The sequence below is a fragment of the Nostoc sp. UHCC 0252 genome, assembly GCF_034931145.1.
Taxonomy (GTDB): Bacteria; Cyanobacteriota; Cyanobacteriia; order Cyanobacteriales; family Nostocaceae; genus Nostoc.
Genome location: NZ_JAYGHE010000048.1, coordinates 1 through 20,102 on the forward strand (window position 1 = coordinate 1; position 20,102 = coordinate 20,102).

General features: G+C 39.4%; 16 protein-coding genes and 1 pseudogene. 7 read left to right on the forward strand and 10 right to left on the reverse strand.

What is annotated here, in order from left to right; all coding sequences use genetic code 11:
- On the reverse strand, nucleotides 1–1,639 hold a 1,639-nt coding region (locus VB732_RS23175), incomplete at its 3' end, for a hypothetical protein (RefSeq protein WP_323233248.1).
- Between the two features lie 701 nt (nucleotides 1,640–2,340).
- On the opposite strand from VB732_RS23175, the gene VB732_RS23180 reads away from it, so the two are divergent.
- Complete coding sequence (locus VB732_RS23180; RefSeq protein WP_323233249.1) at nucleotides 2,341–2,910, forward strand: hypothetical protein; 570 nt, start codon at nucleotides 2,341–2,343, stop codon at nucleotides 2,908–2,910.
- A 73-nt stretch (nucleotides 2,911–2,983) separates the two neighbouring features.
- Here VB732_RS23180 and VB732_RS23185 read toward each other — a convergent pair.
- A pseudogene (locus VB732_RS23185) lies at nucleotides 2,984–3,209 on the reverse strand (pyruvate synthase); the annotation flags it as partial.
- 309 nt (nucleotides 3,210–3,518) lie between these two features.
- Between VB732_RS23185 and VB732_RS23190 the strand changes: the two are divergent.
- Nucleotides 3,519–4,832, forward strand: a complete 1,314-nt coding sequence (locus VB732_RS23190; RefSeq protein ID WP_323233250.1) for a hypothetical protein — start codon at nucleotides 3,519–3,521, stop codon at nucleotides 4,830–4,832.
- Nucleotides 4,833–4,844: 12 nt separating this feature from the next.
- On the opposite strand, the gene VB732_RS23195 is transcribed toward VB732_RS23190, so the two are convergent.
- Nucleotides 4,845–5,762, reverse strand: coding sequence for a YbhN family protein (locus VB732_RS23195; RefSeq protein WP_323233251.1), 918 nt, complete (start codon nucleotides 5,760–5,762; stop codon nucleotides 4,845–4,847).
- A gap of 341 nt (nucleotides 5,763–6,103) precedes the next feature.
- Between VB732_RS23195 and VB732_RS23200 the strand changes: the two genes are divergently transcribed.
- The 4 genes from VB732_RS23200 to VB732_RS23215 all read left to right on the forward strand — a co-directional run bounded on the left by VB732_RS23200 (nucleotide 6,104) and on the right by VB732_RS23215 (nucleotide 8,989).
- Nucleotides 6,104–6,673, forward strand: coding sequence for a DUF6658 family protein (locus VB732_RS23200; RefSeq protein ID WP_323233252.1), 570 nt, complete (start codon nucleotides 6,104–6,106; stop codon nucleotides 6,671–6,673).
- Nucleotides 6,674–6,773: 100 nt separating this feature from the next.
- Nucleotides 6,774–7,409 (forward strand): hypothetical protein, encoded by a 636-nt coding sequence (locus VB732_RS23205; protein ID WP_323233253.1) that lies wholly within the window; start codon nucleotides 6,774–6,776, stop codon nucleotides 7,407–7,409.
- Between the two features lie 248 nt (nucleotides 7,410–7,657).
- Nucleotides 7,658–8,137, forward strand: coding sequence for a YbjN domain-containing protein (locus VB732_RS23210; RefSeq protein WP_323233254.1), 480 nt, complete (start codon nucleotides 7,658–7,660; stop codon nucleotides 8,135–8,137).
- Between the two features lie 186 nt (nucleotides 8,138–8,323).
- Nucleotides 8,324–8,989, forward strand: a complete 666-nt coding sequence (locus tag VB732_RS23215) for a biotin/lipoate A/B protein ligase family protein (RefSeq protein WP_323233301.1) — start codon at nucleotides 8,324–8,326, stop codon at nucleotides 8,987–8,989.
- On the opposite strand, the gene VB732_RS23220 is transcribed toward VB732_RS23215, so the two are convergent.
- A complete protein-coding gene (locus VB732_RS23220; protein ID WP_323233256.1) occupies nucleotides 8,980–9,594 on the reverse strand; it encodes an HD domain-containing protein in 615 nt (204 codons plus the stop codon). The genes VB732_RS23215 and VB732_RS23220 overlap by 10 nt on opposite strands.
- A gap of 703 nt (nucleotides 9,595–10,297) precedes the next feature.
- A complete protein-coding gene (gene purH, locus VB732_RS23225; RefSeq protein WP_323233257.1) occupies nucleotides 10,298–11,818 on the reverse strand; it encodes a bifunctional phosphoribosylaminoimidazolecarboxamide formyltransferase/IMP cyclohydrolase in 1,521 nt (506 codons plus the stop codon).
- A 226-nt stretch (nucleotides 11,819–12,044) separates the two neighbouring features.
- On the opposite strand from purH, the gene VB732_RS23230 reads away from it, so the two are divergent.
- Entirely contained in the window at nucleotides 12,045–12,623 is a 579-nt protein-coding gene (locus VB732_RS23230) for a Uma2 family endonuclease (protein WP_323233259.1), read from the forward strand.
- A 201-nt stretch (nucleotides 12,624–12,824) separates the two neighbouring features.
- On the opposite strand, the gene VB732_RS23235 is transcribed toward VB732_RS23230, so the two are convergent.
- The 5 genes from VB732_RS23235 to VB732_RS23255 all read right to left on the reverse strand — a co-directional run bounded on the left by VB732_RS23235 (nucleotide 12,825) and on the right by VB732_RS23255 (nucleotide 19,973).
- On the reverse strand, nucleotides 12,825–13,865 hold the full coding sequence (locus VB732_RS23235) for an ABC transporter ATP-binding protein (protein WP_323233260.1): 1,041 nt from the start codon (nucleotides 13,863–13,865) through the stop codon (nucleotides 12,825–12,827).
- Between the two features lie 22 nt (nucleotides 13,866–13,887).
- Nucleotides 13,888–15,504 carry an iron ABC transporter permease gene (locus VB732_RS23240; protein WP_323233261.1) on the reverse strand — a complete coding sequence of 539 codons (1,617 nt, stop codon included), beginning with the start codon at nucleotides 15,502–15,504 and terminating at the stop codon, nucleotides 13,888–13,890.
- 3 nt (nucleotides 15,505–15,507) lie between these two features.
- Nucleotides 15,508–16,518: an iron ABC transporter substrate-binding protein gene (locus VB732_RS23245; protein WP_323233263.1), complete on the reverse strand. Its 1,011-nt coding sequence runs from the start codon at nucleotides 16,516–16,518 to the stop codon at nucleotides 15,508–15,510.
- 159 nt (nucleotides 16,519–16,677) lie between these two features.
- Complete coding sequence (locus VB732_RS23250) at nucleotides 16,678–17,754, reverse strand: iron ABC transporter substrate-binding protein (protein WP_323233264.1); 1,077 nt, start codon at nucleotides 17,752–17,754, stop codon at nucleotides 16,678–16,680.
- Between the two features lie 575 nt (nucleotides 17,755–18,329).
- Nucleotides 18,330–19,973: a glycosyltransferase family 39 protein gene (locus tag VB732_RS23255; protein ID WP_323233265.1), complete on the reverse strand. Its 1,644-nt coding sequence runs from the start codon at nucleotides 19,971–19,973 to the stop codon at nucleotides 18,330–18,332.
- Nucleotides 19,974–20,102 lie beyond the last annotated feature (129 nt).

Here is a 20,102-nt window from a genome sequence, read left to right on the forward strand (position 1 = left end):
CTCTCGCTCTGTCCAAACTATTAATTGGAACAGGAAGAAAACCTTGAAGAGAATCAGGAAATAATCCGGCTGCAAGCAGTGGAGATAGAAAGTCTTGGTCTAACAATTTATGCGCTTTTGTTTCTAACACTCCTCGTTTTTGGTCTTTTTGTTCTAACGCTTTATCTAATGGAGAGCAAGGTTTTTCTGAGAAGGAAGGGGATTCAGTATTAATTAAGCTAGAAAAGACCGCAGCACCAAGGCTACCACCAGAGACACCGCTAATAGCAAAAACGTGACTGGCAAATTCAGGGCATAAATCTTGTAAACGTGATAGTGTTGATGCTGCATGATAAGCCGCAAAAATTCCACCTCCTTGTGCCGAGACTATATATATTGGGTATTCCTTTTCCTCTGTTGTAAATTTTTTGATATCATCTTTTCGGGCTTCCTTCCACTCACTAAAGCTTGTTTTTAGCGTCAGTAGTTCTTGAGATTTATGATTTTCAACCTGCCTGATGCGATGATTGTCATTTAAGTCAAGCCAGCTAAAGCAAGTAAGTAATATCAATAAAATTGCGAGTATTGGAAATTTATATTTGTATCCCACAAAAGAGAGAATGCTACCACCAATGACAAATCCAATAAAAGATATAGTAATAATATTAAGTGAGCCTAGTAAAGATATAACTAATTCTGGCTTACTTAGGTAAGGGGTAAATACTATAACTCCTATTAAACTTATTAGAAATAATCCTATTAGCAATATTTTTATCCATTTTAGGATATTTATCAAGCTTAGGTACAAAAGCAGCAAAATTACAACTAAAGTAACTCCACTAATAACCTGTATCAAAATTGGCTTTATTGGGTTTTCAGGAATTATCAGAATAAAAGTAAAAAGCAAAAAAAATAGAACTGGAATTGAACATAACAGTATAATGTTGAGTGTTTGAGGTTCTTCAAATTTGGGAAAGTCGTATTTTATCTTAATTGTAATCAAAATAATTATAAATATAAATATAAAGCCGATCCACAGATTCAATATATTAGGGTTATCCAAAAACTTCGTAGCCCTGTATAATCCTATCATTAAAAAGAATATCGGCAAAATACTCAAAATATTAGCTAGGAAATTTATTTTTTCACTTTTATTTGCTTTTTGAATTTTATTTATTTTTTTATTTTTAGTTTTATTTATTTTTTCAATTTTATTTATTTTTTCAGCCTCATCTATTTTTCCAATTTCATTTATTTCTTTGTTAGCTAGGAAATTTATTTTTTTAATTTTATTTGCTTTTTCAATTTCATCTTCTGCTTTATCATATTTTGTTATGAGTATGTTAGCAGAGTACCAAATAGAAAGTGAAAGTGTTAGGATAGACACAAGAGAAAACACAGCTTGAAAAACTGCATATTTTTGATTTCCTTGTGCATTTAAAGCTAAAACACGATAAACTTCAATTGTCTGATCAATAACAGCAAAAGATATCAATGATAACAATACGGTAAAAAGAGGGATTCGTAGAAACCAAAGTCCCTCTAGCCAAGGATTGATATTGTCTTGATAACAATTTCCTAATTTCTTAAAAAAGCAATCTCGTCTCTTTCTCCAAGTTTCGATAAATTGATACCTATTTCCGTTTGATATGTTATTCATAGAGTCTATAGAAGTGAATATTACACAGGTACATTGATTAGGCTTTAGGTAATCAATGTACCTGTGTAATCCCTCTAAAGCAATGGAAGTTTGCCAACTTAAGCACAGGAAACTTAAGAATTATTACAAGCGTCTCTATAAAATCCCAGTCGTAATATCTTCAATAACTTAGAAATTGAGCAAATCAGATTGCAAAATATTGCCTTGCACAAATGCGGGATGAATTGCGAGTTTCGAGCAAAGTGAAATATTGACTTTTCGCGCCTACTCTGCAATTGCTATTTCCAGTATGCGCGGAATAAGGGACTTCCAGTTAAAAAAATATCCCTTTGTAGGGGCACAAGGTATTACGCTCCTACAAATATGCAAATAATTTGGGATAATTTATTTTCTGCAAGCCCTTAAAAATCAGCAACGCCCACAAATATTACAATGTGTTACAAAGCCGCCATTCTTACAAAGTAGAGTGCTTATAATTTCATAAATAAATTGAGAAACTCTTAGATTAACCTATAATCAGATAAATTAATCTGTTTAACCACGTAAATCTCAAGCTGATGTCTATATACTCTCATTAAAGAATATTTACTGCTGCATAATATCCCTGAATTTAAACGATATAAAAATATGAGGCTACCTCTAGGCTAACTAATGCCCTTGTTTGCCTACAGCTTGTGTAAATCAAATCCAACGTTTTCATCATGCTTACAAAACAACGCAGACGTGGTGCAATACTTACACCAAAAGGATTGCATAAACTTCAGGATGCAAAACAACAAACAGAATTTAATGAAAACGGTAACAAGCGATTTACTCTTGATCATCTGAGTGATCAGACAGGTTTAGACTCTCATACCCTATGTAAGATTTTTAGCTCTAATACCAAGGTTGATCGATACTCGCTGACTCGATGCTTTCAAGCATTCCAACTATTATTAGAGCCGGATGATTATGAAATCCCCACGACTCCACTGCTCATAACTAGCTCAGATTTACAACAAAGAGAAACAGGCAAAAATAAGACTTTAGAAATACAGGATGAAAAAAAACCTGGCCTAAAATTAGAGCTAGATGTAAATGAGGAAAGGTTGCCGATGACTGCACCTGAAGAAGTTCGCCAAAGAGGAATAAAACTACTCGAACAATTATCGGGAGAAACTTTAGTAAAGGCTGTTAAATTACTGGAATCCGTTTCTCAAGAGTCTTTACCGCTAAGTAAAAACAAGGTTGAAAATATCGAGGGTGTTGATCAGAATATTAAGCCCAGTTAAACTAAAAATGTATGGCAAGCAGATTGCTTGGGCGACGATCGCCAATCCTCATCCAGAACCGCCAGTGCTAAAAGAGCGATCGCACATCATCATCTGATAATAGTTCGACTTTCTGCACTTTATGGAAAGTACGGAAGCCATCAAAAATAATCCAGAAATGAAACCCTACCCTCTAAAGTGGCTGCATAGGCAATTAAAGCAAAATCATGACTCTCCTGCACTGAAGCCGAACACAGCATAGCCAACCCAGTCCTCCGGGCGGCCATCACATCACTATGGTCGCCAAAAAAGGTATGGGCGAGTTGTATTTAATTGTAAATCAACTCGTCCATCTAGTTTTATATTGGACTTACAGCTATTTCCAGGTAAATAGACCACACGGTAGATGTGCAACTCCTTGTGCCCCTACTTCTTAAGACTAAGTAATTTCACTGCTATTTTTGATGAAGTATTAAACAATTTAGATTTAATACTTTATTTATGGTCGAATTTTATCAAATTTGTGTAAAAATATCACTGAATTTCAGAAAAATAGATTGATGCTACTGTTTACCAAGGTTAAGCTGATAATAATATGAACAGGAAGCCTTTTTGTCCTGATAACTGAAATGAACGCTAATAGTTTATCAATTAGTCAGGAAAATACCCATAGTGTTACGTCTAATAGAGAGATAAATGTACAAATTGTACAAGAAGAGGTTTATAGCTTCTTCATGGAAATGGTCAAAAACTTGTCGCCAGACGATGTTTTGCGAGAATTTAAAGGTTTATTTATAGACGGTCTTGATTCAGAAGATTCAAACTATATTCCTGGGATATATAGTGTTTTCTTGGATGACAATGAACAAGAATTATGTAATACATTAAAGCGGTGTTGTTACATTATAGTTAATAATTGGAAAACTAAGCGCAAAGACAAATATATCCAAGAACTAGTTAATTTATTTGTTGATGAAAATTTAAGAATAAAGGAAAATAATGCTCCCATAGTAAAAACTTGTAAAACTTGGTTAGAGAATTTTGTCAACAGCAAAAGCTACCAAGAATTGAAATTATTTGCTGCTAAATATGATGAATCCTCTAAAGGTCATTGGGCTAATCGCTATAGTTCCTATTTGTTAATCGATCAATCTGTTAATAAGAATAATCCCATAGAGCAACAAGAGGCTGCTAGAAAGCTTTCTAAACAGATAAAAGAAAAATTTAAGTTTGAATTGGCAATGTATATTGCTCGTTCTCAATCTGCTGTTTCCAGCACAACGCGCTATCAAAATCCTAGTATTTTAGGAGACCAAGCTCTGCGTTTAATAAAAGCAATTGTCTTAAAAAGAGGTGTTTTTAGTCATGAGAATATTGCACATATATTTATCAAGCAAACTCAAAATCAGACTTTGGAAGAATTTAAAGTTAACCTCGAAAAATATCTATTTCTTTCTGTAGGCAAGCAGGAATCAGTCGAAAGTTGGAAGCAGCAGTTTATAAAAAGTTTATCATTATGGAAGAAGGATTACAATCATGAATTTATCACGAAAGAATTGTTTCTGAGAACCTGCAATCGAGTGATTGACTCTTTGACGATAGAAAATGGAAAAGAACCTTCGTCATTATTTATCTTATTAATTACTCAAGGTCATGCTCTAACATTGGTAATTATACTTTTAAAAATCATTCTAATTTGTAAAAATTCTCGTCGTCATTTAGAAACTCGAATTGCTCATCTGATTCGTTTTTACGAAAACTATCCTGAAGATGAATGTAAAAATGTAATTAATTTTATGGAGATTTTTAATATCACGTTTGCCATTTATGCAGAAAACGTAGAGTATAACTTGATTAAGATGGAAGAAGAAAGCAGTAATCCGCAATTGAATTTGGATGGTTATCGTGTGTTTTCACAGATGAAGGTATATAAACACAAATAGGTGTCCCCTAATTCAGGATTTAGCAAGGCGTTCGTCTAGGTAAGCGAGAGCAGCGCCCGCAGTTTCAGCTACAATACTAATGAGGCGATAGAGAGCGATCGCACTAAATACTACGGCTGCTGGAAAGTGACTTTGTAAAAGTTGATATGCAGTCGCTTCAAATACACCCAACCCACCAGGCGCACCCGGAATAACAAGCCCTAATAACCAAGCGCAACTAAAAGCCCCTAATAACAAAGGAATTTGGTTTACGTTCAACGAACCCAGGGCGAACATCGTTAATATAAACCCAGTGGCGCGTAGCCCCATAAAGCCCAATTCTCCTAACAAAGGGCGTAGGGGATAGTTTTTAAGATTGAAGGGAACAGTTGGTTTTGTAGCAGCAGACTTTTTTGCTTTCAATTTGTACAAAAAGCGAATAACTGGGTTTAAAACCCAAGGATGAATCGCACAAAGAATTACAGCTAAACTCGGCAATTGTAGTATTTGCAGAGCAAGGGTAGTATTTGCTGGTGCAAATTGGCTACTGCACAGGGCAATGATGATTAAAGCAGCCGCTAGCATAAGTAGGGGTTCTAGCAAAACGCTTAAGGTAGCTGCACCAGGAGAAATATTAGCATTTTTGGCTGCCACAATTCGCCCGTAGTAATGCCAGATATTACCTGGTAAATACTTAGCTATGTTCGTTTTTAGGTAAACTTGGATGAATTGGGGAGATGATACAGGTTGATTTAAATCTTGCAGAATCCAAGTCCAGATCCAGCCTGCCCAAGTATGTGCTAGTAAAGTTACCCCTGTAGCGATCGCTATAATTGCCCATCCTACCCCATCAATGCGGATAGCAGTCACTCCACTCCAATTATCCTTCAAGGCTTTCGCTAAAAAAAACAGCGTTCCGCCCAAAATTAGCCAGCGTAAAAATCGCTTCATGAATTTAGTAATTTCAAGGTAGAGTAACAAGGGGCCAATGCCTCAAATATTACAGTACATCAGCTACCTATTCAAATCTTTTGAAGTATCAAATAGGCTGATATAGTTTTTTTTACTAAAAATATATTACTTTATTTTATATCTCTCTAGAGTTAGATAAAAATATTATTTATGTACTACTTAAAATGTAGCTTGCGCTAGAGGTAAAGAGCATTTTATTATTCATATCCTTAATAGAGGTTATCGAAACTAAGCCAACCAAAACAAGCACAATAACTTGCTGACCAATTCAATGATTCAGCAAAAGCTTAACTTATTAATATTTTGGTAAGGAGGATTACGTGAACGCTGTGAGACTATTCTTGAAAAAAGTAAGATTGCGCCAGATTTTAACTATCTTTTTAGCTGGACTATTGTTGATAGTTAGTACTGCTTGTAGTGGGGCAAATGCTCAAGGTGCAAATCCACAAAATCCTGCTGTGCAGGCAGGTGGGGCAAACAATCCCTATAAGAACGGCGGAGATAAGTATGGCAACTACAGAATGTCTCCCGATCCGAAATTAGCAAACCCAAAAGGCAATCAGGGACGCGACCAAGCTAGCTTACAACCAAGTTCGGAATTGTTGATTGCTACAACAGATAGAGAATCCAAAATACTTTATCCTGGTGCTGAGACACCAACAGGTAGAATTAACAAAGAAGCAGAATTGCCAATTATCACAGACAAGGATTTCCGAGAAGCTGAACCAGGTGGTTTGATTCAGGATGAACCAAATGTAGGAGATCGGGTTCAAGATCGGATTGAGATTGTAAAAGAGAATGTTGAAGAAGCTTCTGGCTTTTTGAAAGATAAGGCAGATGAAGCGGCTGCCAGACCTGAATTACAAAAAAATCCAGCAGTAGGCAGATAGAATCTTTATTTTGTCTGAATACTTTGGAATGCAAAAATAATTCCAAATGCCACTTGGTTGAAGTTTAACTTAGTCACAAAAATGCAAGGAGTTTCGCACTATGAAAAAATCAATGAATTGGCTCAAAAGTATTCGTCCCTTGAAAGTTTTAACTGTTTTTTTGGCAGGAATGTTTATATTTCTGACACAAGCTTGTGGCGATCCGGGAATAGCAACACAGCCACCACAGCCTGAAGATCAATCAGCTTATTCCAAACGATACGATCCCACTAAAGATTATCCTCTCTCTTCTCCTGCTGGTGGAATGAATAACTTTAGTGATGTAGATCCTAGAGGGAAATTAGATGAAAAGGCAGCGAATGACAGAGCCGATGCGCTGGCGAAAAATTCTCAAAAAAATGTTGAGCAGAAGGGAATTGACAGCCCAGGGCAATACGGTCGCAATTACAAACAAGGTACACCCTTGGGTGAAAGAGTCAAGAACCTGGGTGAAGATATCGGCAGTTCCGCTAGTGAATTAGGAGAAGGCGTAGCTAAGGGTACTAAGCGAGGAATTGAAAATCTGAAAGGGAATACCCAGAATGCTGCCGAAGATGTGACAGAAAACGTTCAGCGTGGGGCTGAAGATGCTGGTAAAAATGTTCAGCGTGGGGCTGAAGATGCTGGTAAAAATGTTCAGCGCACAGCTGAAGATGCAGGCAAGGCAGTAAAGAGAACAGTCAGAGACGTTGATTAAAATTAGTCATTTCATCTTCTGTAAAAAGATGAAAGTGTCCGCAGACTAGAGTCTGGGGCAACCTAAAAAAAGCCTGCCTAAGCAGGCTTTTTTGGGTTAAAAGAGTGTTTAGAAGCCGTATCGACACAAGGCTTTACGTCAATACTACTGCCAGATATAGAATCCCGCAGAAGCAAGCTTAAACTAACTGCGTCCACAAGTTATAAAGTATGTGTAGATAAAACAGCGAGTATGTTGAGGAAATCTGTATGACAAGCTACCAAGAAACTATAACTAATAACGAATCCGTTAATGAGCTAATCGCCGAGACGACAAGCATTAACCATCTGGAGGTAATTGAAAATGTCATCGACTCTTTAGAACAAGATGATAGTGCAATGGTTAGCCATACTCCAGAGGGTGGTTATCTTTGGAAGTTTAAGTATGGAAGTGTAGAAGTATTTGTCCAACTCAATGGGATAACCGATGAAGACACCATAACGGTTTGGTCTGCGGTGCTAAATTTACCTGCTAAAGATGAACCAAAATTGATGCGGTATCTGTTGGAGTTGAACTGCTCTAGCACTTTTGAAGCACGTTTTGGTATTATTGAAAACCGAGTCGTTGTGATTTCAACACGCACCTTAGCGGAATTATCTCCTGGCGAAGTCTCTCGGCTGATTACCGTTGTAGCAACGATCGCAGATAACAACGATGAAGCCTTACAAACTGAATTTGGTGCAACTTGACTAATCGCTTCGCTTTAGTTATGAGTTATAAGTGCTGAGTTGTAAGTTGATAAACTTTTTAACAGACGCGATTAATCGCATCTCTACTCTAACTCCTGTACAGACGCGATTAATCGCGTTTCTTAACTCTTGAATTCTAAAGTGTGGCGACTAATTCCTTTGCTAGAGGCAGACGGCAATGTGCAGATGGCGATTGACCGATGGTTACTAGAACAACACCAGTCTGGACATCCGTCAACTCTGCGCTTTTATACCTGGTCGCCATCTGCCATTTCCCTTGGCTATCATCAACGTCAATACCCTGAATATTGGCAAAATTTGACTTGGCAAGGGCAAAAGCTGGATTTAGTGCGCCGTCCTACTGGGGGGCGGGCGGTGTTACATCAAGGTGATTTAACTTACGCTGTAATAACATCTGGACTTACGGGTAATCGCCTCCAGGTGTACGAAAAAATTTGTGAGTTTTTGATTCAAGGCTGGCGATCGCTCGGCGTAGAATTACATTATGGTACAGAAGGGCGAGGTTACATCAACAATCCTAACTGTTTTGGTACAGCAACCAGTGCAGATTTAGTTTTGCCAGATGGTGCTAAACTCGTTGGTAGCGCTCAACTGCGACGTAGTGGCGCAATTTTGCAACATGGTTCCATCCGTTTGCAACCCGATGCTGAACTGTTTGCTCAAGTATTTGGTGCAGAATCTCTTACGACTGTACAACTACCTCAAAATTTGAGTGTAGAAAAGATTATTGCAGATTTAGTTATTGCAGCTAGCGATTGTTTTAATATGCAGATCGAGTTACAACCTCTCTCACCCTCTGAGTGGGAGGAAATTTTGGCGCATCAGCCCTGAATCTTGAGAGTAGAAGCCTCTTTTAAATATCCTGCGATCGCGCAATCATCAATTAATTGCAAAACAAAGGGCCACAGTTCCGGCGCACCTGTTTCTACTGGCGCTACCCGTTTCATCACTTGATCGCGCCTAATGCCATGAATGCGCCAAGTTCCGCCCTGAGTTTGCTGATTGTGCAGCAAGGGTTGTATACGGTCTAGGGCTGCGGCAAATTTGGCTGTGGGTGTTTCTCCTGCTTCAAACTCATCCCAGAGTAAACGCAACTCGCTACCTTGATCTGTTGGTAAAAGTCCGAATAAGCGCAATGCTGCTTGTGCTTCTCGTTCTGCCTTGCTATCATTACCCTGCACATCGTAACAAAAGGTGTCACCTGCATCAATTTCTACCAAATCGTGAATTAGCAGCATTTTGATAGCATGGAATATATCAACACCCTCTGGAGCATAATCTGCTAATGCGATCGCCATTACAGCTAAATGCCAAGAGTGTTCTGCACTATTTTCTCGGCGTGACCCATCCATAAGCAGGGTTTGGCGCATCACCTGTTTCAATCGATCAATTTCGATGATGAATTGAATTTGTTGAGTCAGTGGATTGATTTGCACCTGAATTTCTGATTGTAAATAAGTTTTACTGGATTTTCGATTTTGAACTCCAGGGCATCTGCAAGGTCTTTCTGCATACCAATTAAAAAGCGCCTGGGAGTGTTGCCGTGTTTCCACCCCAGACGCTCTTTATTTTTAACTTGCTCCTCACACAGCTAAATACTATCACTGGTTCACTTAAAAGGCGATTATAGCAAGTGACACTTTCAAAACTGCACTAATAATCCAATTCTTATATGCAAATTAAAAAATGCCTGGGAGTGTTGCCGTGTTTCCACCCCAGGCATTTTTTATTCTCAACTTGCTCCTCACACACAAATAGACCTTATCACTACTTCTATTAAATGGCAAGTATATTGAGTGACATTTTCAAAACTGCATAAGCAATCCAATTTCTGTTGAAGAAGAATTCAGAAGTCAGAATTCAGGAGTCAGAATCAAGACGCTCGTGCCTCTCTACGAGACGCTGTGCGAACGCTACTGCTACGCTATCTGCCACTCGCACAGAATTCATTCTGAATTCTGACTCCTGAATTCTATTCGATAAATTAAAAAGCGCTTGGGAGTGTTGCCGTGTTTCCACCCCAAACGCTTTTTATTTTTAACTTGCTCCTCACACACGATTAAATAATATCATTGCTTCAATTATAAAGAAAGTATTTAGTGTGACACTTTGTAAACTGCACACCCAATAAACAATGATTTAGTGTAAAAAGTGACGTACACCAGTTAAGACCATCAGTAAACCCAGTTCGTTAGCAGCTTTGATTGAATCCTTATCACGCAAACTTCCACCTGGTTGAACGATGGCTGTAATGCCTGCGGCTGCGGCTGTTTTCACAGAATCATCAAAGGGGAAGAATCCATCGCTGGCGAGAGCTGCACCTTTGGCTTTTTCTCCAGCTTGTTCTAGAGCTATTTTAACTGAGCCGACGCGGTTCATTTGACCAGCACCTACTCCTAGTGTAGTGCGATCGCTTGTGATAACGATGGCATTCGATTTAACGTGTTTGCAAACTTTCCACGCAAACAGCAATTCGGCTAATTCGCTGTCGGTGGGTTGACGTTGAGTGACTATTTGCCATTGACTGGTGTCTGCAACAATATCATCGGCGGTTTGGACAAGGAAACCACCTGCGATCGCTTTCACTGTATCCTTGGGGCCACTGCTCAAATCAGCTAGAGTCAAAACCCGCACGTTAGATTTCTTGGCCAGGATTTCTTGGGCTTCTGCGTCACAACTTGGTGCAACCACACATTCTAAAAATGTTTTGGTTAACTCGCTAGCTGTAGCCGCATCAATCGGACGGTTGAGTGCAACAATTCCACCAAAGGCAGAAGTAGAGTCAGCGTTAAAAGCTTTTTGGTAAGCTTCAGAAATTGTACTTCCCAATGCCGTACCGCAGGGATTTGTATGTTTGATAATCGTTGCTGCTGGAGTATCAGTGAATTCAGCAATGATTCGGCGTGCAGCTTCTAAATCAACTAAGTTATTGTAACTAAGTTCTTTGCCTTGCAGTTTTGTCGCGGCTGTCCATCCCGTTGGAGTAGTACCAGTTTGATACCAAGTGGCGGGTTGATGAGGGTTTTCGCCGTAACGCAGAGATTGCAATTGTGTACCGCTAAGGTTGTACTGCTGTGCTTCTGCGAGGTAAGATGCGATCGCTTGATCATAGCTAGCAGTATGCGAAAATCCTTTTAAAGCCGCCTTTTGCCGAAACTCTAGGGATGCTTCGCCGTTATTTTGCCGCAATTCCTGCAAATACTCGTCATACTGTGCTGGATCGCATAATACAGCGAGATGGGCAAAGTTTTTCGATGATGCCCGCAGCATTGCTGGCCCACCGATATCAATCTGTTCAACAGCCTCAGCTAATGTTACCCCTGGTTTAGCGATCGTTTCCTCAAAAGGATAAAGATTCACCACCACTAAATCAATCGGGCGAATTTGGTTATTTTCTAAATCTGTAATATCTTCGGGAACATCTCGCCGCGCCAAAATTCCGCCATGAATTCGGGGATGTAGGGTTTTGACTCGACCACCTAAAATTTCTGGTGAACCTGTGTAATCTGCAACCTTCGTAACAGGGAGTCCCGCATCTTTGAGGGCTTGGGCTGTTCCCCCACTGCTGATTAAATCAAAGTCAAATTCTTCAACCAAGCTACGGGCGAGGTCAATTATACCAGTTTTGTTAGATACACTCAGCAGGGCTAGACGCGCCATTGATCAATTCCTTAAAATTAGGCTAGAAGCGAAGGATCTCAAGTTTTGCATAAGCCTTGGTTCACTTCAAGAGCATGAGGAATAATATTGACTCGTGTAATTTATATGCTTACATCCCCCATCAGCACTGTCGAAAATGCTGGAAATAGGGGCTAAGTAGGCTTAGTCTCTCATATTTGCGATCGCATAAACTAAAAGCAAGCATCTTTTACCCACATAACAATCTATGGTTCAGTCTTCTAATCAACGCCTAACCCTAGAAGAATTTCTCGCACTTCCCGAAGGAAATATTACATACGAGTTTGTTAATGGTGAAGCTGTACCAAAATATAAAGATCATGAAATGTCACCAAAATTTTTTCATAGCTCGACTACTGGTGCTTTATTTCTACTATTGTCTGCATGGGCACAAGCAAAAGGTCGGGTTGTGATTGAATGGGCAATTAAACTAACACGAAATCAACAAGATTGGATGCCTGTAGCGGATCTGACCTATATTTCTTATAACCGTCTTCCTGCTGATTGGCTATTAGACGAAGCTTGTCCTGTCGCACCTGAATTAATCATCGAAATCATTTCACCTGGTCAAACTTTTGGTGAAATTGCCGAAAAAGCGACTGATTATGTGAAAGCTGGGGTTTCTTGTGTTTGGGTGGTCGATACAAAAGCTAGAACTGTAACTGTATTTGCGCCATCTTCCTTGCCGATTACTTATCGATCTCATCAAGTAATTACTAATGATTTACTACCAGAATTAGAAATTACCCCTCATACAATCTTTCAACAAGCTGGATTAAATCCCTAAAATTTCATTAGGAATCAACAGTTTTTAGCGATCGCTACTTCATGGCATCCAGTGAATTAAATCTTCTCAATACCATTTTGCTTGAAGATGAAGCAGATAACAAATAGTTAATGTACGCTTGGAAATTACTGAGCGATATCTACGACGAGCTATGTCTGTGCCTAATTCAATTCATGTTTTGATTTAGTAGCACCAAAAAATCTACTGTGGAAAAACCTTTACAGTGTCACTGGCTATAGATAACTCCACCCTTGTACCTATAGGTAAAGCCATATCTTTCAATGTCCGCGCATGAATTTCTTTACCAGAGGGAGTTTGTAAACAATATTGATACTCACGTCCTAAAAACCGTCGGGTGCGGATGACTACAGGCGCATCGGTACTAGGCTTTAAGATAAAGTCTTCTTGACGGATCATGATTTCGCCAATATCTTCGGTGTGATTCGCTGTTAACTCAAAACTGCCGATTTCTGTTTTCCATAAATTACCTTGACGACGCGCAGGAAGGAAATTAGCTTGAGTAACAAATTCGGCGACGAATCTTGATGCTGGATGAGTATAAATTTCTTCTGGTGTGCCTAGTTGCTCTAAATATCCTTGGCGCATGACACCCACTATATCTGAAATAGCTAATGCTTCTTCTTGATCGTGGGTAACAAAAATTGCTGAAGTTCCCGCCGCTTTGAGAATGTCTCGTATTTCTTCTCGCAACCTTAACCTAACTTGAATATCAAGATTGCTCAAAGGTTCATCTAAAAGCATAAGTTGGGGTTGAGGTGCTAAAGCGCGGGCGAGTGCAACCCGTTGCTGCTGTCCACCTGAGAGTTCGTAAGGGTAACGTTTTTCTAAACTTTCGAGTCTCACCAAAGCAATAACTTCGGCTATCCGTTTTTGGATTTGCTGTTTACTAAAATGTTTCAACCCGAAGCCCACATTCTCTGCCACATTTAAATGGGGAAACAGTGCATAATCTTGAAAAACAACACCGATGTCGCGCTGTTCGGCTGGAATGGAAGTAGAACGATCGCAAACTACCTGTCCACCAATTTTAATTTCTCCTGCTTGCGATCGCTCAAAACCAGCAATCATTCGCAACAGCGTAGTTTTACCACAACCAGATGGGCCGAGCAATCCCAAGATATCTCCTTGTTGCAACGTCAAAGATACGTTATCTACAGCAGGAAAGGCACTTTCTGCAAACCGCTTGGTGACATTTTGTAAATGGAGAATTGCTTGTTGCATAAGGTAGATAACAGAAGGCTGGTTAGAACTTTGTTTGCACTTGCGGGTTACTTATGACTTTATCTTTTTTGACGTTCTCTTGAGATAGCACCAATAAAGTTGAACCCATAGAAACTAGTAGCATAGCTAATGAAGCTGCCGCAGCGTCGGCGAAATCTACATTTTCTGTAGCTTGCCAAATTTGCGTTGCTAATGTACCAAAGCCAATAGGCGCTAACAGCATGGTGGCGGGTAGTTCTTTAATCGCTGTCAAAAATACCAGCACTGCACCACTCAACACGCCTGATTGTACTAAAGGTAGGGTAACTTCTCTTAAAGTTTGCCAAGCATTCCTACCTAAGCTACGGGCTGATTCTTCTAGCTGGGGATTGACTTGCAAAAGCGAACTGCGGACTGTTCCCACTGATTGCGGTAAGAATAAAACTAAATAAGCAAATATCAGCATCGGCAGAGTTTGGTACAGTGCTGGCAAATAGTTAGCACCAAAAAATACTAAAGATAAAGCAACAACTATTCCGGGAACTCCAAAACCAATGTAAGAACAGCGTTCAATTATGGCAGTGATTTTACTCGGAAACCTGACTGCTAAAATTGCTACTGGCAGGGCAAAGATGGTGGTAGCTAAAGCTGCCAGTCCAGCTGCGCTAATGGAGTTGAGAATAGTGGGGAATAAGTTGGGGAAAGTATAGCCAGTGTTAAGTCCACGAATTAGCCAAAATAAGGTGATACCTACTGGCAAAACTACACCAAAGCTAGTAATTAGCAGACAAAAGCCAAAAGCGGGCCATTTCCAAATACCCAACTTGGCAATTTTCGGTGGACGTAGAGAAGCGGAACCACGACTATAATAAGCTGCACGCGATCGCATTCGATATTCTAACCATAAAATCAGCAGCACCAATATCACCAACATCAAAGATAAAGCTGCGGCTGAGTTCCGATTAAAGCTAGTTTTATATTGTAAAAAAATTGCCCGTGTAAAGGCATCAAAACGCATCAGCGAAGGTGTACCAAAGTCGCGCAAAGCATACAAAGCTACTAATAATCCACCTGCAATTAATGATGGTTTCAACTGTGGCAAAACTACTTTAAAAAAGGTTTCTCTACTGCCATAACCCAAACTGCGAGATGCTTCTTCTAGAGATGGATCAATACCTTGTAATCCAGAACGCACACTCAGCAGCATATAAGGATAGGTAAACAAAGTAATTGCCAAAACTGTCCCAGGAAAACCATAAATGGAAGGTAATTCTTCTACTCCTAATGGTTGAAGCAACAGTTGCAAAAAACTACCTCGTGGTGCCAAAGTTGCAATCAGCGCAAAACTGCCTACGTAGCTAGGAACCGCTAAGGGTAATGTTGTCGCCACTAACCAAAAACGTCTTCCCGGTAAGTCTGTTCGCACAGTTAAAAATGCCAATGGTACGGCAATTAATGTGGAAAATAACGTCACCGTTGCCGCCATTGCCGCACTATTGAAAAAAACCATGATATTGCGGGGACGAGAAAGCAATTCTCGCAACTCTTCCCCGCCAATACCTGCGGTGCGAATCACTAAATATAGTAATGGCAGGGCAATGGCAACTGCCACCACCCCTGCCGCTAATGTGAGAAATAATGGAGGGCGAACCGCTTTCAACTGTTACAAAACTCCTGCCTGCTGTAGTAAATTCAAAGTTGCCGGCAAATCGTCTAAGTCTGTCAAGTTAACATTGGGTGGATTAAGCTGACTGATTGGTATTTGTTTTGATGGCGCTGGAATTCCTTTTACTAAAGGATACTCATTAGTTTCTTTAGCAAAGTAATTTTGTGAACTCTGGTTGAGCAGATAATTAATTAAAGCCTCCACATCAGCTTTTTGATCTGTGGTATTTGTAATTGCTACTCCTGCCACGTTAATCATTGATCCGGCATCTTTGCTTGTGTAATGGTGGGCAACAGGAAAGTTAGGATCATCTTTTTTGAAGCGATACAAGTAGTAATTATTCACTAAACCAAGATGAACTTCTCCCCTTCCTATAGCTTCGACGATCGCAGAGTTTTTGCCGTAATCTTTGACACCATTAGCTTTCATGGCTTTGAGCCATTGGAGAGTCTTTTCATCTCCATCTAATACTCGCATTGCGGTGATAAATGACTGAAATGAGCCGTTAGTTGGGGCCCAGCCGACTTTACCGCGCCATTTCGGTTCTGTTAATTGCGAAATTGATGTCGGTAGTTCCCCTTGCTTCACTAACTTGGTGTTGTAGTCAATTACACGAGCGCGTCCAGAGATTCCTAACCAATGCCCTTTAGCAGAACGAAAGCGAGAATCAACTTTATTCAGCAACTTCGAGGCAATCGGCTGTGTTACCTGTTTTTTCTCCAAAGTGCCTAAAGCACCAGCATCTTGAGCGAAAAACAAGTCTGCACGGCTATTTTTGCCTTCTTCCAAAAGTGCGATCGCTAACTCAGCAGTATCGCCATAACGCACTTGAATATCTTTATTTAAATCTTTTTTTGCTTTCTCAATTAAGGGGCCAATTAGTTTCTCGTCTCTGCCTGAATAAATCACGAGGGTTTTCGTTTGAGCATCTACAGCTACCCCAATTCCCCAACCGACTGTTACAGCTAGAGCTAATGCTGACGCTTTCAACAATGTTAAAGTTTTCAATCTTCAATCCTCCACCCTAATACTTACCAGGAAGTTTTTGCAATAATCTTGCTTGGTATTCTCAATCTTTACCATTAACGTGTACTGGTAAGCAACAAAATCTCTCAAAAAATTTAAATTTTTCTTACCTTTGCCAGATGCATTTCAGTCCATAGCAAGTTATATGACCTGTACTTGCTGCATGAGTTTGAGTGTTGTCTCTAAATCGTTAAGATTACTCAAGTCGATTTTTTGAGTTTGTTTTTTAATTTGTTGGAGAGATTTCAGCTTCCCTTTAGGCGCAACAGCCGAAGTTAGAGGATATTCATAGGTTTGATTAGCAAAGTAGTTTTGGGCATTTTCATTCAACATGAATTCGACAAACTTTTGAGCAATATTGGGATGTTTGGCGCTGTTAAGAATTGCTACGCCTGCAACATTTACCAAGGAACCCACATCATCGGTAAAATGATGCTCCACTGGAACTTGAGGATTATCTTGCTTAACTCGTTCTAAATAATAATGGTTGACAAATCCCACAGCAATTTCGCCGCGAGATAAGGCTTCTACGATCGCACTATTATTAGGATAAACTTTAGCATTGTTAGCTTTAATACCTTCTAACCATTGCCTAGCTTTGTCTTCTCCTTCTGCAACCCGCAAGGCGGTGACAAAAGATTGAAAGGAACCATTTGTAGGGGCCCAGCCAATTCTACCTTTCCATTTCGGTTCAATGAAGCCAAAAATTGATGATGGTAATTCCCCTGGTTTTACTAATTTAGTGTTGTAATCTACTGTACGTACTCTCCCAGAAATACCTACCCATTTCCCCTCTGGTGAACGGTAGGTACTATCTACCTGATTGATAAGAGATGTTGGTAACTGTACTGCTCGATTTGCTTTTTGCATAGCTCCGAGGGCGCTAGCATCTTGGGCAAAGAAGACATCTGCGGGACTATTTGCCCCTTCTTCCAAAATTGCTGATGCTAACTCAGCAGTATCGCCGTAGCGGACTTGTACTTTACTATTAGTTTGTTGCTCAAATTGTTTGATAAGTCCGCCAATAAGTTTTTCGTTGCGTCCTGAGTAGACTACTAGCTCTTTTTCTAATGTACCGCTAGCAGCCGTAGCCGGTGTAGCTTGTCCTGATGGCGATTGGGCAGTATCGGTGGAAGTTTGATTAGCATTACAAGCGATCGCTAATCCCCCACTAGCAGTTGCTAGTCCCACTATATAGACAAACTTACGGCGCTTCATAATTTTCATCCACCAGAATTAAAACTATTATCCAAAAGTCTAATAATCTTATTGATTAAATATATCGATAATATCATGAGTGCTACTACTTACTAACATACAAAAAATATAATTTTTTCTAACTCAATAGAATATTTGCAGTAGCTTTTACGGGTTTTATCTTGTGTAGTCAAGACTTATACTCACCGGGGCTAGTAATAAATTAAACTTTACAAATATAATATTAAAATTTTTTTGCCCTGAAAGTTGACAATAGCGGTTACGAAAACGTTGCAAGTCTTTCCGACACGCTCCCGCGATCGCTCGTTTTCATAAAATTGTTGTTTGAGAATAAGTGCAATCAGCAAATGCGAACCCTAAATCTATAAATGCGAACTCCAAATCAACAAATGCGATCGCCTAAGCTGACTTTTCACGGGATCTGGAAAATCTCTCTCCTGCAAGGCTAAGGTGTACACATAAGTCGTGAAATTCCACCCAATGTTAGTCCGCGCAGGCGGACTTCGTTTGTATAGCCGCGATTTCTAATCGCTAGGGCTAGGTGCAAGATGTGAGTATTGGAATTAATTTTTAATTCACCGTTCGCGTAGCATCCCGCAGGGAAGGGGTTGACCCGCACTACGAGTTTTCGCTAATTTCCAAACAGAATAATATTTGTCACTACAAATAAGCTTTGTCTTCACATTATAATTTTTTTCTATCGTTTCGCGCCAAGTCTCTGAAGGATTGAATAAAAAAATATCAGCAAACCTATCAGGAATTTGAGGAACTTTCTGATTTTGAACCAACAGAAATCGTACCTTTGGCTCTAAAAGATAGCTTAGAGAAAATATATTTCCGTAATTAGTACCCAAGGCATCACTAATCAAAAGTGGGCGCGTAGCCTGATTGATGATTTTAGCAACTTGTGGATTGTCATAACTCATACCCTTATTCCACCAAGTTTCTGCCTGATAATTCACTCTAGAAGAAATCAGACCACAAATAATTACAAATGCCACAACCCCATACCAAATACTCCGGCGTGACACACTCTCATTATATATTTTGCAAGCTAGTAAGTAAGCAACAGCTAATTGAATCCCTAGATAAAATGGGATAAAATATGCTTGACTAGATGACTGTATACCCCCATCCATTAAATCTGGTAGTCTTATCGGCAGTGTCGGTACTACAATTAATATAATGACAAATAACCAAACTTTATAGCTAGTTTTTAGGCAAAGAAAATAAATTGAATATCCTATAAAACTTAAAAAGCATAATGTAATTAAATAACTAAATTCATTCTCTTGACTAAGGTTTATATCAAAAAATATTCGGCTTGATTGCATCAAAATAAATCCAAATACAGACCTCGAAGATGATTGTGTTGTTGTCTTATCTGCTGAAATAAGAAATTGGAAAAAGTCACCTATTATAATCATTAGCCAAGGCATGAAGGCTAAAAAACCTACCAATGATGCTAGTAAATAAGTTCTGACAGTTGAAGACAGTTGGAATTTAGCAGTAGCAATCACATAAATTCCGTGAGCAACTGCTACAAATCCACTCCAGAGAAACGTATAAAGGCTGATTGCCAAAGTTACTGCATAAATGCTCCAGGCAGCGAATAAATCTGGTTTTTGTTGTTCTTTTGTTAGCTCATCTTCCAGCCGCATTACTCGCAGCAGAGAGGCGCTAGATAATAATATAGTGACTAACCAGAGAATATATTCTTGTGCTTCTTGAGCGTATACTAGTTGAATTGGAGAAATTGCCATGAGTGCGATCGCTACACCAGGAACCGATAGCGACACATTAAATAATTCTCTACATAGCCAATAAACACAAGGAAAAACCAACAAACTGATCAAAGCAGATAAACTTCTGATAGCCGTCACCGAATTACCAAAAACTTCCATCCACAATCTGGCTATTACGTAATAAAGCGGTGGATGCAAAGCATCTTCTTTAGCCAAAGTCATAATTGTGTCATTTAAGCTTTTTTGATTTACACCTTGAAACTGAGCGAAACTTTCTTTACCAATGACACGACCATTAAATAGTTTCTCTTGTGCTTCAGTTTTTGTATAACCAGAAATTCGCAATGAAGTATAAGTTTCGTCATGGGAATAAACCTTGTTATCAAGGTTAAAAAAGCGAAACAATATACCCATCATCAATAAGAAAATAATTAAAAATCGCAACCAACTCGGAGCAAATTTGAGATGGTGCATAAGTTGATTTCCTAAAAAGTTTTTTCAAATCATCTAATTCATCGGGCTGGATGAGGTGTCGCAGCTACAACCTTCGCCTATTTGTTAAACATTGCCATTCAATAGGGAAGGTTGGCAATCAACACCTCC

Coding starts and splice junctions, on each gene's coding strand:
- VB732_RS23180 (WP_323233249.1), top strand. CDS start 2,341: ATGCTTACAAAACAACGCAGACGTGGTGCAATACTTACACCAAAAGGA.
- VB732_RS23190 (WP_323233250.1), top strand. CDS start 3,519: ATGAACGCTAATAGTTTATCAATTAGTCAGGAAAATACCCATAGTGTT.
- VB732_RS23195 (WP_323233251.1), bottom strand. CDS start 5,762: ATGAAGCGATTTTTACGCTGGCTAATTTTGGGCGGAACGCTGTTTTTT.
- VB732_RS23205 (WP_323233253.1), top strand. CDS start 6,774: ATGAAAAAATCAATGAATTGGCTCAAAAGTATTCGTCCCTTGAAAGTT.
- VB732_RS23210 (WP_323233254.1), top strand. CDS start 7,658: ATGACAAGCTACCAAGAAACTATAACTAATAACGAATCCGTTAATGAG.
- VB732_RS23215 (WP_323233301.1), top strand. CDS start 8,324: ATGGCGATTGACCGATGGTTACTAGAACAACACCAGTCTGGACATCCG.
- purH (WP_323233257.1), bottom strand. CDS start 11,818: ATGGCGCGTCTAGCCCTGCTGAGTGTATCTAACAAAACTGGTATAATT.
- VB732_RS23230 (WP_323233259.1), top strand. CDS start 12,045: ATGGTTCAGTCTTCTAATCAACGCCTAACCCTAGAAGAATTTCTCGCA.
- VB732_RS23235 (WP_323233260.1), bottom strand. CDS start 13,865: ATGCAACAAGCAATTCTCCATTTACAAAATGTCACCAAGCGGTTTGCA.
- VB732_RS23250 (WP_323233264.1), bottom strand. CDS start 17,754: ATGAAGCGCCGTAAGTTTGTCTATATAGTGGGACTAGCAACTGCTAGT.
- VB732_RS23255 (WP_323233265.1), bottom strand. CDS start 19,973: ATGCACCATCTCAAATTTGCTCCGAGTTGGTTGCGATTTTTAATTATT.